The following is a 16,668-nucleotide window of genomic DNA, read 5'->3' on the forward strand; positions in this document are numbered from 1 at the left end:
AATCAAAGCGCCGGGGTGAGGACTTCTGTCTGAACGATTTTTACCGGAACGTTTGAAACTGTCTGCCAATGACCATTTATTTCATACTTATAAGTGCATATGCCAGTCTCCCAACGTTCAGAGACATTCAGATAAATTTCTGTATTAGGATGAACCGCCACATTACTCAAAGGATTAACCAGGAAAGGTACACCGGTTAGATTCAGATTGATGGGGTAAGTAGCGGGTGGCAGAATAGGCAGCAGGAAATAGTTCCCTTTTACATAAGTCTGGATATCCAGTGGCGGATTGATGGCTTGCGCGATAGTGCCCATACCACTGATCTGGCGGGTAACCGTATTAACGGTGAGGGATAAATGCAGTTCTTGTCCACCAGGATTTCCAGTCCCGATCTGGAATTGTACCACGAAAAGTCCTGTCTTGGAAACATTGTTACTCATTTGGGATATTTGAAAGTGAAAGAATCAATTTACAATAGCAAAGTTCGTAGGTAGTGGGGAGGGACTTACAGCTGAAATCGGCTTTTCGTTACCCGAAAAATAACTTGCAAGGAGGGTGGAATGTAAGTTGTATTGGTTTTATTTTACATACATTACTTTCAAAGTAAGATTAATGGAGAGTATCCTCGACTATGAAATCAAAAACGGGGACACAATAACGATAGTAAAATTATGGGACACAGAGTAAATTATGTAATCAAGGACGGAGAAGAACTACATATCTATTACAACCATTGGCATGTGAATCTTATGACCGGAGATATGTACAAGGGTGAAAATGCGTTCATTGACTTTGTAATGAGTTGTGAGAAACATGAGGAGTTGATGTCTTACAACTGGATGGAGGGATGTGTCATTTTGGATATCAGGTTAAGGCAACTTTACTTCTGGTATGATGAATATCCACATAATACTTCCGTGATGGAGTGTTACGTGCTACAATTATCGGAGAAATGGCCCCAATGGGGAATACAGTTGCTTAAGAACAGAATGTATGATGGCGAAAAGATTTTGGGAGTAGATTATATTTCTCAGCAATCCTTCGGTGAACTTCACCGTTTCTCGAAAGAGTTTATTGTAGCCGATGAGATGCTAGACAAATACAACCGCCTATTGGTCCTTATTAAATCTGAATCAGGCTATTTTGTTACCGCTACCAGAATTACTACGCCTAGAGGGATTCTATATAACGGTACAGATAGTATTGACTTACTCAGGCAAAGACCAGCCATCGCACTTCCTTTGGAACAGGATGTTAGGGATTGTATTATCATAGATACTGAACGAAAGCATATTTTATTTAGTAACAGCGACCTCGGAGCCTGGGAACAGACCAACGACAACTGGCCAGGTTATACCTTTGAAATGGGAGATTATGGTTACATTAAGACATTACGCATGTCTGGTATTGATGGAGAACATCTAAGGATGTCTGAAGAAGAGATAAAAGAAGAAGTTGATTATTTAAAAAACCTTAGGTCCCGATATGATGGAAATACAAATCAGTAACGGTAAAGGAATCATTGACATTATATTTGACGGATCTGTGATCTGTCTTAAAATCAAGCGCCCAGTGGCGCTCGACTGGGATGACCTTAGTGGCAGCATTGGTCGTTATTACAAATGCACGCCGCATAGCCGGTCAATTCCACAACAATTGACCAATAATTTGATAGATGGTACCAATGATGAAATTTTGAATGGATTAAAAGACTTTCTGCAATTATTCCGTTCCGGTACATATAAAATATCGATGAACCCCAATGACGGAACGTTTTTCCCGGATCAACATCCCCAGGGTGTATACTACAACGACTTACATCTTTATAATTACTATCCCTACGAGGACGATCATCTGATGTTCACCCAGGATCGTGAAACCCTTGATCAGGAAAGGATTCATTGGTATGAACAGCTCATCAGCCAGGGAGGCCGACCGAAAGCGCTTGTATTTAAGGCTACTCAATTTGATCCCGATGGACCGACAGGAGTACGACTCTTCACTGATCCAATGTTTGTATTGGATGGTCATCACAAGCTCACAGCCTATGATCGGTTAGGCATCGCACCGGAATTGATAATTATTGACCGGAAAACCAATATTAAGGAAGAGAAAGAATTATATGAGGGCAAAAATCTGCTCGCTGAATATGAATATTTTCTATCTCCAGGACAAAGGAATCATATCATTTATAATGCAGCCTGGCTAGGGAGGCTTTAGTACTCGCCTCGTTAATGTTCCGCACGCCGCTTTATTACCTGCAATATATTATTCTGGATATCCTTCATAATCCAGCGTGCCCACCAACTGGCATAAAAATTAAATGTGGTAGATAATTTAAAATGACTCGTGAGATGCAATCTGCAAGTGTTTGCATCCAGTTGTTCTAATTCATATACTCCATTTAATACATCAAAGTAATCCCCTCCAACCACCACGTGTTCATCCATTGTGGCAGATGGAATCTCATAAGGATTCGCCCGTATATCGAACGTCATTTTATGTTGATGACTATACTCCGTAACTGTTTCGTGGAAAATCAACCCGCCGGTGAATATAGCTTCGCGGTAAGCGCCAACGCCTTCATAATTCAACTCGGCCCTTAGCGGACGAGGGAAACCAAGGAATTGCGTCAACCAGCCTTTATCCTGCTTGGTATCAATTTCCTTTACGCGGGTTACCTGCTGCCAGATGGCAGCTTTGGGCGCTTTAATATCGATATACGTATAGGCTTCATAGTTACCAGGAATAACTTCGATTAACTTTTCAAGTGGAGAAAATACCAGCGGTAATAATACAATAACTGATAGAAAAATATGCTCATCCTTTTTACTGTCCCGCAGTTTAAAGTGACCGCAGACCAGCCCTCCAATAGAGGACAGCAGCAAGAATACCGGCATAATCATCAGCCAGCACGCCCAGCCTTCAATAGCAAGTGCCAGCGTAACCAAAAAGAATAGGAGAACAGGAATCCAGGGCGCGAAGAAACGATAACGCCATTTCTCTACTTTTTTTACACTTGACAAATATACCGTCAACGCACCTACGCCAAAAGGAATCCCAAACAGGAAAGCGACTGTCATAACACCATATAGGGTACTCCAGGAATCTACTCCAAAAACGTATCGCATCAGGAGGGCAAAGGCCACCGGGATACCTACAATTTTTAACGCGCGGATTAAATCTGTTTTATTCATAGGGGGAAAATATAGGCAAAGGTATATCCTGAATATAATAAAAAAAATGGGTAGTACCTGGCGGTACTACCCATCGCTGGTTCTAATAGTCGGCTTTTGTAGGAGAATTATTTAGAGTTCTGTTTAAGTCTTCCTTCCCCATAAGCGATAGCCGTTTGGGAGAAAGGCATTATCCAGAGATGAGATTCCGGTGTAATTGTGCGTACAGCGCCACCTTCCGTTTTGGTCAGGGTAGCCTTGTATTTCGGATCGTTGTTAAAGCGGCGGTAATCCAGGTACCACAAGCCATATCCACGATATTCACAACGCATTTCTCTGCGAATCAGTGCAATAGCGTCCGCTTCGGTTGCAGCTGTTGCCGGAGTATAAGCTTCCTTGATAATACGTTTCACGCGAACCTGGTTCAGCACATCCATGGCTTCGTTGTATTTTCCTGCACGAGCCAAACACTCTGCCTTGTAATAATACATCTCAGGAGTACGTATACCGCCTACGTTCACATCATCAAAGCGGCGGTAGCTAAGGATAAGTTCACCCCCAACTGTTTGTCGCGCAAAATTGACAATACGACGCGCATCTCCTTTATCATATTGCACAGAATCCTGCGCTTTCACCACACTGATATAGAATCCCTGCAATTGCTGCATCATACCGCCATAATTAAACAGGTAGTTTTCAGGACTCTTGAACTCATATTTCGGAATATTGATAGAAGGGGTATTCGCATCGGCCAGCGTTTTGTTGTCATAGTAATACTGCACAAAATCGAACAGTTTGTTATTAACAGCAAGCGCTTTATCCGTCATTTCTTCTGCTTTGGCAAAATCCCGCTGGAACATATAAATTCTCGCCAACAGTGCATAGGCAGTACCTTTTCCAGGGAACAGTGGGTTATTACCCATGTCAGGAAGTGCAGGTAATGCATTATTCAGATCATTGATCATGAAATCATATACCTCTTTCACGGATGACTGTGTCAGCTTCTGCTCCATGTCGTCACTGACATTAATCAATATGCCCGGATCAGTAGCGGCAGTAGCAGCATCATAGGTTTTACAGTAACTGTTTACCAGGTAAAAATACTGGGCAGCTCTCAATACTTTTGCTTGTGCCAGTAATGCAGCTTTATCAGTAGCGCTTCCAGTTGTAGCTGTAGTGATGTGATTGATCACCACATTGTAACTGAAAATACTTTTGTAAGACCAGTTATAACCGTTGTCTGTCTGCAGATATTGTAAACGATCCTGCGATTCCATCCAGAGATAATTAACCGTGGTCAGGTTAACGGAGCTGATTTGAAATGACATGTACCCCCATTCATTCGCCACGATCGCTTGATTGGACCAATCCATAACATGGGCGTTGCTGCTCTCCAGTAACGCTTTGAAGTCATCAAATGTCTGCGGAATTTTCTGGCCTCTTGGTACGATATCCAGGTATTTTTCACAACTGGTAGCTCCCAACATGACAGCCCCACCTAATATGATATAAAGTAATAGCTTCTTCATAAAAAATCTTTTCTGCCAATGATTAGAGTGAAAGGTTTACGCCAAAATTGTAAGTAGGCATGATAGGCAGGCTACGTCCTGTAGCTGAACCAGCCATTCCACCCGTTTCCGGATCGATGCCCTGATTATTGAATCCTATGTAGAACAGGTTATCTACCTGGAATCTGATTCTTGCTCCGGCTACCTTCATTCGTTTCAACATACTTTTAGGCAGATTATATGACAACGTGATATTTCTGGCCTTAATATAGGAGGCACTCATGATATTCCTGTTGCTATACAACCAGTAGTCATTTCTATAACTGTTGCCGGTGTTGTCGTAGTCAAATACCAGTCTTGGAACATCAGTAACCAGTTCGTCACCTGGTTTCTTCCAGGCACTACCCAATCCTTCACGGAAACTGTAGAATGGAAATGAGCCATTCAGATAAGGGACATCATATCTCACCACATGACCAGCATTGTATACAAACATTACAGATAACTGGAATTGTTTGTAACTGAAGTTATTGATGAGTGAGCCATTATACACTGGCATATAGGAACCGCTGTTCTTGACCACATTTGGATCTGTAATATATTTATCTGTAGGCTTACCATCCAAACCGATAATCATCGGTTCCCCTTTATTACTCAAACCTACCCAGGTATAACTGTACAGGGAATAATAGGAGTTACCCATAACTGGATAAGAGGCAGAAGGAGCCAGTTCAGAAGCCATAGCAGGCTTATAATCTACACGGGTAACGGTATTCTTATTATAAGCATTGTTCACTGTTACATTCCAGGTAAAATCACCGGTTGTTAATACACGTCCGCTAAGAGAGAGTTCCACGCCTTTGTTACGCATAGCGCCATTATTCACATAAGCATTTGTGAAACCAAGGGCAGGATCAATCGTTTTATTTGCCAGCAGATCTGTACTATTTCTTACATAGAAATCCAAGGAACCCGTTAATCTGTCATTTAACACCGCGAAATCAGCGCCTATATTGGTAGTAGCCGTTTTCTCCCATCTCAGGTTAGGATTTGGAGGAGTGTAAATGTCTCCTTTCTGGTTGGCAGTGAGGATATTTATACCATAAGATGCCACCATGAAAGGACCAGCAGTCTTAGCCACGTTACCATTCACGCCATAAGATGCACGGAGTTTCAACATATCCAACCATTTGATATCGGACATAAAGTCTTCCTTACTCACTATCCAACTCGCTCCTGCTGACCATAAAGGACGATACTGGTACTTTGGATTGGTACCAAAAAGATTGGAGAGATCATATCTCATACTACCAGACACCATATACTTGTCATTATAAGTATAGGCCGCATTTCCATAGAATGAAACATAGCGATTGATGAGCTCAGAATATTTGGTAAGATCACTCAGCGAAGTACGTATAGAGTTCAGTCCCGTCATACCCAAAGCAAGATCGCTTGCATTCACCGGCATATATTGCATGGTCAACGGATCATACCCATAAACGCTGTAATAGTCGTTATTAACCTTAGACTCTCTGGTTTCAGAACCCACCAACGCAACTACATCATGCTTCCTGTTGAAAGTATGATTAAAATTCAGTTGCTGACGGAAGGTAAAGGAACGTTGATTATAGAAAGTAGAGTTAAATGCATTACCAACAGGCAGTTTGTAAATGGTATTTCCTTTTGCATCCAGTGCGGAGAAAGAGTTGAACAGGTTACGCATATAGCGGGAATCTCTGTCCAGCATCTGCTCTGACTTATCATTATTCCGTTCGTACTGGAACATTACATCATAATTCAGCCACTTAGTCAGCTTGGCATTCAGTTTCACATTGGCTCTGGTTTGAAGCCCTTTGCTGTACAGCTGATTATAACGTACTTCCTGTGCAGGATTTCTCTCCACTGAGAACAGACCATATTTATCATAGGTAGCCTTATTAACAGCTCTCAGCGTGGATCTCATGAAGGTTACATTACCGTTTTCATCCAAAATTGATTCAAAAGGTAACTGTTGATTTAAATAGCTGGAGCCAGTTGAATAATCCATGTTTCCGTCAGGACCTTTACTGTCGCTATAATTCAGATATACGCCCACATCGGCTTTCAGCCATTTGGAGATATCTGTGCTATTCCTGATATTAATACCCAGGTACTTACTGTTGGAGGTCAGATCTCTTCCCTGATCGTTACGGAAGGTAGAAGAAAAATTAAAAGTATTGTTCGCCGAAGCCTTACCTACAGACAGGTTAAATTGCTGATTGGAAGTTGGACGAATCAGTTTATCCATTATCTGCTGGTTATACACATTCATACCACGCAGTTTGTTCAGTCCTTCATCTGCCTGAGCACGGGTAATTTTACCTTCTGCCACCTGCAATAATAAATCCAGGGCAGGATTTGGCGGTCCGTTCTCTCTCAGACGGGTAGCTTCTTTCAAAGGATCGGTTTTAAATACCGGGTCATTGTCATAATACTGCGAAATGACATCAATGATTTCACTGGATTTGGCTTTTTGGAGATAATCCAGGTTCCATTTAGGCGTCACCGCATAATCTGCGCTAAAAGTCACCTGCGTTTTGCCTACTTTGGCTTTCTTGGTAGTGATAACAATTACGCCATTAGCAGCTCTGGCGCCATAGATAGAGGCAGCAGCAGCATCTTTAAGCACAGTAATGCTTTCAATATCTTCCGGATTAATATCTGGCATATCATCTACAAGGCCGCCATATTTAGTGAGATAGGAATTCTCTACTGGAAAACCATCGATTACATACAACGGTTTCTGATTTGCATTGAAGGTAGAAGTTCCTCTTACAACGATATTTCCTTTATAAGTCAATACTCCTGGCAGGTTTCCTTCTAATACCTGTGACAAGCTGCTGATACGACGTTTGTCCAGCTCCGATGCTTTTACAGTGGAGAATGAACCGGTGGCTCTCTCTCTGGAAATTGTCTGGTAACCAGTTACCACCACTTCATTCAGCACTTTACTCTTCATGACTACATTTTGAGCATCGCCGTTAGAAGTAAAGAGCGTAGCACGCTCCATACCGGTAAATGTTAATGTAAGCTCTTTGGTGGTCTCAGGAACACTAATTACAAACTGACCCAGCGGATTGGATACTGCATAATATTTACCTCCGTCTGCCTGGATATAAACCCCTGGCAAACGATTCTGATTTTCATCTGTAACGGTACCGGATATCTTTTTCATTCCTGCAGGCGCTTGTGTTTGAACACTTACCTGATGTCCAGTAGGGTTATTCACGTCATTGTTTCTCCGCTCACTGGGAACAATTACATAATGATTCCTGTCGGTATACAGGAAAACTAGTTTACTGGGATAAAGAATATTTTTTAAAAGCTCTTCGACAGTGCCATTGGCAGATGATTTTACAAAAACTTTGGTTGTTTTCCCTTTGAGTAATTGGGCATCATACATAAAAGTAGTCCCATAAACTTTGGAAATCTGATCCAATGCTTCTTTGATGGTTTGCTCTGTTTTTGCGGCTGGCGTCTGAGCACCGGCAAAAGTACAGGAGAGTAACAGTACGCATAGGTACAGCAAGCCCCTTAGGCTTTGTCTGGTACAAATCCTCATTGATCTTGGTTTTTAGTAATAGTTGTTAATACCCTCGTTGACCGTTTTTCCTAATAGTCAGCGTGTCATTGTTCTTATCTATGGTTACATTTAGTATCGCCGACAATTCAAACAGTACAGTGTTAATGTTGCGAAGCGATAAAGTCCCCTGTATGGTTTTATTGGCAATGGATGAGTCCTGCAATACAATGGCATAACCATATTGATCTTGCAATGCTTCAAATATCTCCTTCACGGAGGTGTTTACTAGCTCCATTTTATTTTCCTTCCAGGCCGTGGTGGATAAGCCACTGGAAGGTATTTTCATTAGCTGGTAGTTGGTAATATCGTATCTTACTTTTTCGTCAGGACTCAATACAATGGATGTGTGGTGCTCCGGATCTGTTACTCTTACTTTTCCGGTTTGCAAATATACTTCCGTTCTGTTTCTTCTTGATTTTATATTAAATACTGTTCCTAATACTTCTACATTCAACTTCCCCGCATGTACGGTAAATGGCGCTGCCAGCTGAATACGCGAAGGTTTGACGTCAAATAGCGCCTCTCCCTCTATCCAAACTTCCCGTTTCGCTGAATTCCATTTAGCGTAAGCCAGACTTGAATTCGCATTCAGCATCACAGTGGAGGCATCCGGCAATGTTACCAACATATGTTGTCCGTTACCTGTACTGAAATGTTTGGTACGATTGGCATAGAGATAATATCCTCCGGCCAAAGCCACTGGCGCCAGTATAGCTGCGGCCCATTTCATTATCCGCCTCCGGATGGATACCACGCGAGTTGGTGTGCCAGCTGTGGCAATCCCCGCCTGTATATTATGCCAGACAGCGGATTTGATAGTTTCGGGAGATGAAATCCGCTCCAGCCGGAATATCCCCGCTGCAACCGACTTTGCGGCGAGCATCTCTTCCAGATTAGCAGGACCTTCCTGTTGCCACTGTTCCCAAAACAACACTGCCTCTGGCCTTGCATACCTCACCCAATCCAGGAAGAACGCATCTTCCAGGAACTGCTCTTTCGTATATGATGTATAGTTATCCTTTCCCAATAGCCTTTCTTAGTTGGTGTTTCATGGGCGTTCAGAGGTAGTAAAATCCCCCACGCTTAAATAAGAACACAGGGATTTTGCAAAACACCCCACTTTTTTTTAATTATTTTAATTTTTCTTAAAAGATTTTTTAACTCAATTGTTTTTATACATTTACAATCATATTTATATCCTTATATCATTCAACCAAAGACAGTCATTCGCCAGTCAGCCACCAGCTGGATTTTTTTTGTACTTTTAATGCGAGAAGTTGGACATGGATCTTTCATCAGCATCTGATACTGCACTCTGGGAAGCACTGCTTCATAGCAATGAACAAGCATTTGCCGAAATATACGACCGGTATTTCCACCGGCTATATGAATATGCTATGCGTCTCCATTCCGAAGAAGAACTAGTAAAAGATACCATCCAGGAACTATTCATTAAACTCTGGACCAACAGGCAAAATCTCAGCGACAGCGTAGACCTGCGCCCATACCTGTTTGTAGCGATGCGCAGTACGCTCTACAACCGGCTCCGCCCCCGCAGAAATGTAAAGCTGATCGCCTTTGATAAAGATCAACACGACTTCCTCGCCCACTTTTCTACAGAACACGCCTATATCAATAACGAGCAGGTACAGCAACAACAAAAACAAATAGCGGATGCCCTCAACCAACTTAATAGTCGGCAAAAGGAAATAATCTATCTACGCTATTTTGAAGAAATGGATTATGATCAAATAGGCGCTATTATGAATATATCCGTCAAAGGCGCCTATAAACTCTCCGCAAGAGCTTTAAAAAATATGAGAGATATCATGCAGGTATCCATGCCAGTACTCATTCTCATGCTACAGGCTTACAAAGCTACCTGCCTGAAACAACAATAATTATTCTTCTCCCCATAAAGTCAGTACCAGACTCCGGGAACCGCCGTCATTCCTATGTTCACAGAGATATATTCCCTGCCAGGTACCCAGCGCCAACCTGCCGCCATTTACCGGTATCATCACAGAACTCCCTAGCAACGAGGCTTTCAGATGAGCAGGCATATCATCAGACCCTTCATAATTATGTTCGTAGTCCGGATCATCTTCCGGAACCGCCTTGTTGAAAAATGTCTCAAAATCTACACGCACCGTAGGATCTGCATTTTCATTGATCGTCAAACCTGCAGATGTATGCTGTATAAATACCTGCAACATGCCCATCTTAATACGCGATATCTGCGGCATCGCCTGCAATACCTCTCCCGTGATCAGGTGAAATCCCCTGCTCCGCGGACGTAACCTTACACCCTGCTGATAAATTTTCATATCCCAAATGTAATACATCCCTAATTTTATACTAGCGGAGAGAACGTCTGTATATGAACACAAATGTTCCGAAAACGGACATTCAACAGTTATAAAAAAAATACAAGTAACTGCAAATCAATATTATAACAATACGGCATTTACTTTGTCCTCCCCTAACAAACGTATGTATCGTGATCTATAACTATCTGAAAATAGCATTTCGTAACCTGTGGAAGAATAAAGCATTCTCCGCTATCAATATAACCGGTCTGGCCATCGGAATCGCCACCAGCCTGGTCATCTTGCTTTATATAGCGCATGAACTCAGCTATGACAGATTCAATAAACAGGCCGATCGTATCGTCAGAGTGGTGTTTCGTGGACTGGTAAAAGGGGAACCTATGAATGAAGCCAATGTGTTCCCGCCGGTGGCTGCCACCCTGAAAGCAGAATTTCCCGAGGTAGAAGATGCGGTGCGTATTCGTGCAGAAGGAGCAGTACTCCTGCAACATGATGGCAAAACATTCCAGGAACCTTTCCTGGGCTACGCCGATCCTTCCTTCTTTAAGATCTTCAGCGTAAACCTGCTCAGCGGAGATGTGAATACCATCCTGAATGCGCCGAATACCATGGCACTCTCCTCTTCCACAGCCCTAAAATATTTCGGTAACCAAAACCCCGTAGGACAAACGCTGCGCTTTAAGAACTCGGGGCAGGACTTCCTGATCACCGGCGTATTCCAGGATATGCCCGAAAATGCACATTTTCATTTCGACCTTCTCGCTTCAATGGCCTCCGTACCAGATGCGAAATCCGACTCCTGGATGACTTCCGGCTATTTTACCTATCTGCTCCTGCGACCAGGATATGATTATCACAAACTGGAAGCTAAATTCCCGTCTCTCCTGGATAAATACATGAGCCCACAGATGCAGCTATCCATGCACCTGACACTTTCCGAATTCAAGGCTGGAGGCAATAACATAGGTATATATCTCCAACCGCTGACAGATATTCACCTGCATTCCAATTTCTCCGGCGATCTCGACGTACCCGGCGATATCCGCTATATCTATATATTCGGCGCTATCGTGCTTTTCATGATCCTGATTGCCTGCATCAACTTTATGAACCTTACTACCGCCAATGCGGTAGGCAGGGTAAAAGAAGTAGCCATGCGGAAAGTATTGGGCGCTCCTAAAGGCCGACTCACCCTGCAGTTCCTCCTGGAATCAATAATGCTCACTTTCATTGCTACCGCTATTGCAGCGATAATCGCCATGTTGGCATTGCCCGCATTCAATCAGATCTCCGGAAGAAATATTCAACTACATTGGCTGGGACAACCTTGGCTCATACTGAGCTTAGTACTCAGTGCACTGGTAATAGGAATCATTGCCGGCTGCTATCCCGCCTTCTTTCTGGCTTCCTTTAAGCCCCAGGCAGCCTTGAAGACCAGTTTCACACCTGGCGGAAAACAAGGTTCCCGACTACGCAGCGGACTTGTCGTCTTCCAGTTCTTCATTTCTATTACATTAATGGTCAGCACCGCAGTTGTATACAAACAACTTTCCTATATCCAGCATAAGAAACTCGGTTATAATAAAGAACAGATCCTCATTTTGCAGGATGTCAACCAGCTAACAGATGGGCAAAGAACGGAACTGAAAAATTATATCCTGCAACAATCGCAGGTAGCAGGACTTACTGTATCAGGGTATCTGCCTTCAGGAAACAGTTGGAGTAACAACTTCTTCGTTTTTGAGAACAATACCAGTGCGCAGATCAAAACGTTGCGATATGAAGTGGACGAAAACTATATTCCCGTCATGGGCATGGATATATCGGCCGGAAGGAATTTTTCACCCACGTTTGGGACAGACACTTCTGCCGCCATCCTGAACGAGTCCGCAGTAAAAGCGATGGGTTGGGGAAATGACGCCATTGGCAAGACGTTCCAAAGGACCAGCAACGACGGTATCAGCTCAACTTATCATGTAGTGGGTGTGGTAAAAGATTTCCACTTCAGATCTATGCATACCCGGATTTCTCCGTTGGTAATGACTTTACGCGAAAATAGTTACGGTCCCTTTTATATCATAAAGACACGCGCCGCAGACCCAGGGCCTCTCCTGGCGGATCTAAAAAGAACCTGGGAAAGAATGAATACCAATGTACTATTCAGTTACTCCTTCCTGGATCAGCGCTTCACAGATACCTATCGTTCGGAAGCCAATACGGCAAAGACATTGACCATCTTCGCCGCATTAACCATATTTGTAGCCTGTCTGGGAGTTTTCGGCCTCGCCACTTTCACCGCCCGTAAACGCAGTAAAGAAATCGGAATCCGCAAAGTACTGGGCGCCAGTGTTACCAGTATCATCACCATGCTGTCTATGGATTTTCTGAAACTGGTCATTATCGCTTTTGTCATTGCCGGCCCGGTATCCTGGTATATTATGAACAACTGGCTTAAAGGATTTGCCTACCGCATAAATATTGGATGGAGCATTTTTGCACTGATTGGCATTGCCGCAATACTCATTACATTATTAACCGTGAGTACGCAGGCAATTCGGGCGGCCTTAGCTAATCCTGTCAATAGTATTAAAACCGATTAGGGACAAGGGTTTCGCGTCTGGGTGAAAAAATATTTATTTTTTTTTCAGATTCACTGTAACATTTTAAAAGGCTGTGTATCTAAAAGGAAATTTAAAACAAAACACCCATGAAAAAGATATTTGCTCTCGTCCTCATTTTACTGATGGGCGCCCTGTTTCTGAACGTATTCGCACAAGATAAACAACCTTCTTTCTCTGTAAAAACAAGCGGAAAAGGCAAACAAGCGATTCTATTTATCCCTGGCTTTACTTGCAGCGGCGATGTATGGAATGAAACAACTACCCATCTCGGTAACAAATACACCAGTCATGTATTCACTATGGCAGGCTATGCCGGCTCTCCTGCTCAGGCAGCGCCTAATCTGGACGTATGGATCGAAGATATCGTAGCATATGTACGCAAAAACAAACTGGATCATCCGGTGATTATAGGACACAGTCTCGGTGGCGGTTTAGCCATGGCGCTTGCCTCCCGTTACCCAGATCTGTTCGGCAAGATCATTGTCGTAGATGCATTACCGTGTCTGGGCTCCCTCTGGAACCCCTCCTTTAAATCTGAAGCCCAACCTGATTGCAGCGCAATGGAGAGTCAAATTATGCCACTAACTGATTCTCAGCTTTATAAGATGCAGAAAAGGACGGCAGTGCAACTCTGTGCCGATACCCTCGCACAGAAAAGCATTGTGAAATGGGGCGCCACTACTGATAAGAAAACCTATGCCGACACCTACTGTCAGTTCGCTAATATGGACCAAAGAGAAAGCATCGGACAAATAAAAATCCCTGCATTGGTACTTTTAGAAGCACGTTTTGTTAACTTTAAACCGGCGATTGAAGATCAATATAAACAAATGAAAACCGCTACCTTGAAATTCGCCGACAAAGGTTTACACTTCATCATGTATGACGATAAAGAATGGTATCTTAACCAAATCGACCAATTCCTCCAGTAGTCTCCAAGCCTCTTTTGATCAGATCTATACCGATTATTGGGACAAAGTTTTCCGCCTCTGTATGGGTTATGTCAACGATGACGATTGGGCGAAAGATATTGCACAGGATACATTCATCACCGTTTGGCAACAACTCCCGAAATTCAGACAAGAAGCAGCCGTAGGTACCTGGATATTCAGAATCGCCTGTAATAACTGCCTACGGCAGCTGGAACGCAGCAGTAAATTTGTTCACAAAGAGGTAGACAAAGCAGATGAAAGCAGTAGTCGCGTGAACGAGGACGAAATTAATTTCCTCTATAAATGTATTGCAACGTTAAGTGAAACAGACAGGCTGATTATTTCCATGGAACTGGAGAATGTTAAACAAACAGAAATAGCCAGCATCATGGGTATGAGCGAATCAAATGTGAGAGTAAGAGTACATCGGATCAAAGAAAAACTAACAGAAAAATTTAAAGAATATGAACGCTGACGATAAATTCCAGGAACTGTGGCGAAGCAAGAAATCAGTACCAGCAATCAGTTCTCAGGACTTAATAAAAAAAGTAGGACAGGTAAAGAATAAGCTCCGGTCGAAGATAGTGTTTACAACCCTCGTTCTCATTGGAGTACTGCTATACATCGACATTTTCGTTTTTCAGCAACATCCACCGAAATTAGTTACCTCCTATATTGGCGCCGTACTGTTGAATATAGCCATCATAGTACAAACAGCAGCATATGCAGGCTTCTTAAAATTGCTCTTTGAGAACGCCAGTACAGATGCTCCGATCCATGATTACCTGCAACATATGATGCAGGTAAGAGACCGCAGACGGTTTATGCAAAAAACGATACTGAACATATATTATGTCTGTCTGATAATTGGGATTGGACTTATATTCATAGAGGCATTGCAAAATGTCTCCAACCCGGGAATCAGAATTGCATTACCAGTAGGGGCGGCATGTTATATGGGAATCATGTGGTTTACTGCCAGAAAAAATGAGATCAAAAAATCAGAAAAAGATTTAGGAGCGGTGATTGAGAAGTTGCAGGCAATAGTGGAAGATACGAAGCACGCTTAACGATCTCCTTCCCTTTAAAATACAAAATCCAGGCTCAGAAGAGCCTGGATTTTTTTTAAACATAAGCATGATAACCGCAAGATCTTTTCTGCTTAGAATGCAGGATCTGCCGGTGTGTTCGGATTGTCGTTTCTTTCTACGAGCGGGTAAGGGAGGTAGCTGCGTTTACGCTCTGCTACCGGCCTGTTGAAGCGGCGACTATCTTCCAACTCCTGACCACAGGAATAGAGCTCTATTCTGCGGTGTTGATAGATGGAATCCAGTAATGCCTGCTGCCCGGAAACACTGGCAATCGCAGGTAATCCTGCACCAACGCCAAATGCGTCAGCGGATGGTAGTTTGGTCACTACTTTATTCAGCTGTGCGAGTCCATTGGGAATATCGTTCTGACGTGCATAGCACTCCGCTTTAATTAATATTACTTCTCCTGGCAGGTAAACTGGAACCGGAGATGTTGGCGTTGTATAGAAACCAGTGAGTACATATGGTAATGTACCGGAAGTAGGTTTCACAATATAAAAAGGTACGCGCAAATCTGCCGGACTAGGCTGAAATCCTGTAGGCAAGCCCATTGTAGGGCCTGTTGTCTGCCAGATATTATTGGTAGCCGTTACCAGGGCATAGATCGGATTGTTTACCTGTGCGTTGAAATTCAGTGTAGACTTCACCGTTAGATCTACGTTATTAGCAGCAGCCAGTGCAGAAACATAATCGCCACCATAAAGCGCATAGCGCGCTTTCAAAGCATACAGTGTATTGATAATGTTAATACCCTGTGGTAAATAGGGAGCGATACTGGCACTAACAGGATTAGCTTTCACTACATTGATCGCATTATCGAGTATAGCCGCAGCCTTCAGATATCCCTGCTGTCCGGGAATAAAATGCACATCGTCGTTGATATTATCTGGCTTACCGCTGGTATCTGGTATCTGCTGGAAGAAATTGGCTTGCACGCCCATTGCCCAGGCTTTGAAGATAGACGTGTAAGCAATAACGCCACTGGCATATCCCGGATCAGTAATCACTTTTGGCGTTGCTGCCAGGATATTATTGGATTCGTATACAATCTTGGTACTTACTGCCCACAGCTGATTAACAACAGCATTCGTGTTCAGTACTTTCACTCCTCCCGCAGTCAACTGTGCTTCATCGGCGTTACCACTGTTGGTAACATACGCTTCCCCGGTGAGCAACGTACCCGCCGTGATGGTGTTATACAAAAGTCCAGTACGATCTTTTGAATACCATGCCTGCAAGCCCACCGTCGCATCTGTGATAGTGGTAGGCGAACTATATGCCTGTGACGAAGAAGGGCCGGTTGGGTCCTGGAAATTTTTGGAACAAGCAGCGAAGGCCATTGTACCCACCAGGCAATATTTAATATATCGTTTCATGATGTTTCG

14 protein-coding genes are annotated in these 16,668 nt (G+C 43.2%); 7 read left to right on the forward strand and 7 right to left on the reverse strand.

Features of this window, described 5'->3' with window-relative positions:
• Positions 1-2: 2 nt before the first annotated feature.
• The gene (locus CLV59_RS25275) at positions 3-440 is read right to left on the reverse strand and encodes a DUF1842 domain-containing protein (protein ID WP_111594894.1); all 438 of its coding nucleotides are present in this window, start codon (positions 438-440) and stop codon (positions 3-5) included.
• A gap of 231 nt (positions 441-671) precedes the next feature.
• On the opposite strand from CLV59_RS25275, the gene CLV59_RS25280 reads away from it, so the two are divergent.
• Positions 672-1,508: a hypothetical protein gene (locus tag CLV59_RS25280; RefSeq protein ID WP_111594895.1), complete on the forward strand. Its 837-nt coding sequence runs from the start codon at positions 672-674 to the stop codon at positions 1,506-1,508.
• Positions 1,486-2,220, forward strand: coding sequence for a hypothetical protein (locus tag CLV59_RS25285; RefSeq protein WP_111594896.1), 735 nt, complete (start codon positions 1,486-1,488; stop codon positions 2,218-2,220). The genes CLV59_RS25280 and CLV59_RS25285 overlap by 23 nt, the downstream gene beginning before the upstream one ends.
• An 11-nt stretch (positions 2,221-2,231) precedes the next feature.
• Here CLV59_RS25285 and CLV59_RS25290 read toward each other — a convergent pair whose 3' ends face one another.
• The 4 genes from CLV59_RS25290 to CLV59_RS25305 all read right to left on the reverse strand — a co-directional run bounded on the left by CLV59_RS25290 (position 2,232) and on the right by CLV59_RS25305 (position 9,336).
• Positions 2,232-3,197 (reverse strand): SRPBCC family protein, encoded by a 966-nt coding sequence (locus CLV59_RS25290; RefSeq protein ID WP_111594897.1) that lies wholly within the window; start codon positions 3,195-3,197, stop codon positions 2,232-2,234.
• Positions 3,198-3,304: 107 nt separating this feature from the next.
• Entirely contained in the window at positions 3,305-4,705 is a 1,401-nt protein-coding gene (locus CLV59_RS25295; RefSeq protein ID WP_111594898.1) for a RagB/SusD family nutrient uptake outer membrane protein, read from the reverse strand.
• A 22-nt stretch (positions 4,706-4,727) separates the two neighbouring features.
• Entirely contained in the window at positions 4,728-8,288 is a 3,561-nt protein-coding gene (locus CLV59_RS25300) for a SusC/RagA family TonB-linked outer membrane protein (protein ID WP_111594899.1), read from the reverse strand.
• A gap of 25 nt (positions 8,289-8,313) precedes the next feature.
• Positions 8,314-9,336 (reverse strand): FecR family protein, encoded by a 1,023-nt coding sequence (locus tag CLV59_RS25305; RefSeq protein WP_111594900.1) that lies wholly within the window; start codon positions 9,334-9,336, stop codon positions 8,314-8,316.
• Between the two features lie 256 nt (positions 9,337-9,592).
• On the opposite strand from CLV59_RS25305, the gene CLV59_RS25310 reads away from it, so the two are divergent.
• Positions 9,593-10,210, forward strand: coding sequence for an RNA polymerase sigma factor (locus CLV59_RS25310; RefSeq protein ID WP_111594901.1), 618 nt, complete (start codon positions 9,593-9,595; stop codon positions 10,208-10,210).
• Here CLV59_RS25310 and CLV59_RS25315 read toward each other — a convergent pair whose 3' ends face one another.
• The gene (locus tag CLV59_RS25315; RefSeq protein WP_111595115.1) at positions 10,211-10,636 is read right to left on the reverse strand and encodes a secondary thiamine-phosphate synthase enzyme YjbQ; all 426 of its coding nucleotides are present in this window, start codon (positions 10,634-10,636) and stop codon (positions 10,211-10,213) included.
• A gap of 173 nt (positions 10,637-10,809) precedes the next feature.
• Between CLV59_RS25315 and CLV59_RS25320 the strand changes: the two genes are divergently transcribed.
• The 4 genes from CLV59_RS25320 to CLV59_RS25335 all read left to right on the forward strand — a co-directional run bounded on the left by CLV59_RS25320 (position 10,810) and on the right by CLV59_RS25335 (position 15,262).
• Entirely contained in the window at positions 10,810-13,239 is a 2,430-nt protein-coding gene (locus tag CLV59_RS25320; protein WP_111594902.1) for an ABC transporter permease, read from the forward strand.
• Positions 13,240-13,346: 107 nt separating this feature from the next.
• Positions 13,347-14,192, forward strand: coding sequence for an alpha/beta fold hydrolase (locus CLV59_RS25325; protein WP_111594903.1), 846 nt, complete (start codon positions 13,347-13,349; stop codon positions 14,190-14,192).
• Positions 14,143-14,667 (forward strand): RNA polymerase sigma factor, encoded by a 525-nt coding sequence (locus CLV59_RS25330; RefSeq protein WP_111594904.1) that lies wholly within the window; start codon positions 14,143-14,145, stop codon positions 14,665-14,667. Before CLV59_RS25325 ends, CLV59_RS25330 begins: the two co-directional genes overlap by 50 nt.
• Positions 14,657-15,262 (forward strand): hypothetical protein, encoded by a 606-nt coding sequence (locus CLV59_RS25335; protein WP_111594905.1) that lies wholly within the window; start codon positions 14,657-14,659, stop codon positions 15,260-15,262. The genes CLV59_RS25330 and CLV59_RS25335 overlap by 11 nt, the downstream gene beginning before the upstream one ends.
• A 92-nt stretch (positions 15,263-15,354) precedes the next feature.
• On the opposite strand, the gene CLV59_RS25340 is transcribed toward CLV59_RS25335, so the two are convergent.
• The gene (locus tag CLV59_RS25340) at positions 15,355-16,659 is read right to left on the reverse strand and encodes a RagB/SusD family nutrient uptake outer membrane protein (RefSeq protein ID WP_111594906.1); all 1,305 of its coding nucleotides are present in this window, start codon (positions 16,657-16,659) and stop codon (positions 15,355-15,357) included.
• Between the last annotated feature and the right edge of the window lie 9 nt (positions 16,660-16,668).

Source organism: Chitinophaga dinghuensis (assembly GCF_003259435.1).
GTDB classification, from domain to species: Bacteria; Bacteroidota; Bacteroidia; order Chitinophagales; family Chitinophagaceae; genus Chitinophaga; species Chitinophaga dinghuensis.

What these genes read in the sequence shown, in the direction of transcription:
- CLV59_RS25275 (WP_111594894.1), bottom strand. Translation starts at nt 440, where the DNA reads ATGAGTAACAATGTTTCCAAGACAGGACTTTTCGTGGTACAATTCCAG.
- CLV59_RS25280 (WP_111594895.1), top strand. Translation starts at nt 672, where the DNA reads ATGGGACACAGAGTAAATTATGTAATCAAGGACGGAGAAGAACTACAT.
- CLV59_RS25285 (WP_111594896.1), top strand. Translation starts at nt 1,486, where the DNA reads ATGATGGAAATACAAATCAGTAACGGTAAAGGAATCATTGACATTATA.
- CLV59_RS25290 (WP_111594897.1), bottom strand. Translation starts at nt 3,197, where the DNA reads ATGAATAAAACAGATTTAATCCGCGCGTTAAAAATTGTAGGTATCCCG.
- CLV59_RS25295 (WP_111594898.1), bottom strand. Translation starts at nt 4,705, where the DNA reads ATGAAGAAGCTATTACTTTATATCATATTAGGTGGGGCTGTCATGTTG.
- CLV59_RS25300 (WP_111594899.1), bottom strand. Translation starts at nt 8,288, where the DNA reads ATGAGGATTTGTACCAGACAAAGCCTAAGGGGCTTGCTGTACCTATGC.
- CLV59_RS25310 (WP_111594901.1), top strand. Translation starts at nt 9,593, where the DNA reads ATGGATCTTTCATCAGCATCTGATACTGCACTCTGGGAAGCACTGCTT.
- CLV59_RS25315 (WP_111595115.1), bottom strand. Translation starts at nt 10,636, where the DNA reads ATGAAAATTTATCAGCAGGGTGTAAGGTTACGTCCGCGGAGCAGGGGA.
- CLV59_RS25325 (WP_111594903.1), top strand. Translation starts at nt 13,347, where the DNA reads ATGAAAAAGATATTTGCTCTCGTCCTCATTTTACTGATGGGCGCCCTG.
- CLV59_RS25330 (WP_111594904.1), top strand. Translation starts at nt 14,143, where the DNA reads ATGACGATAAAGAATGGTATCTTAACCAAATCGACCAATTCCTCCAGT.
- CLV59_RS25335 (WP_111594905.1), top strand. Translation starts at nt 14,657, where the DNA reads ATGAACGCTGACGATAAATTCCAGGAACTGTGGCGAAGCAAGAAATCA.
- CLV59_RS25340 (WP_111594906.1), bottom strand. Translation starts at nt 16,659, where the DNA reads ATGAAACGATATATTAAATATTGCCTGGTGGGTACAATGGCCTTCGCT.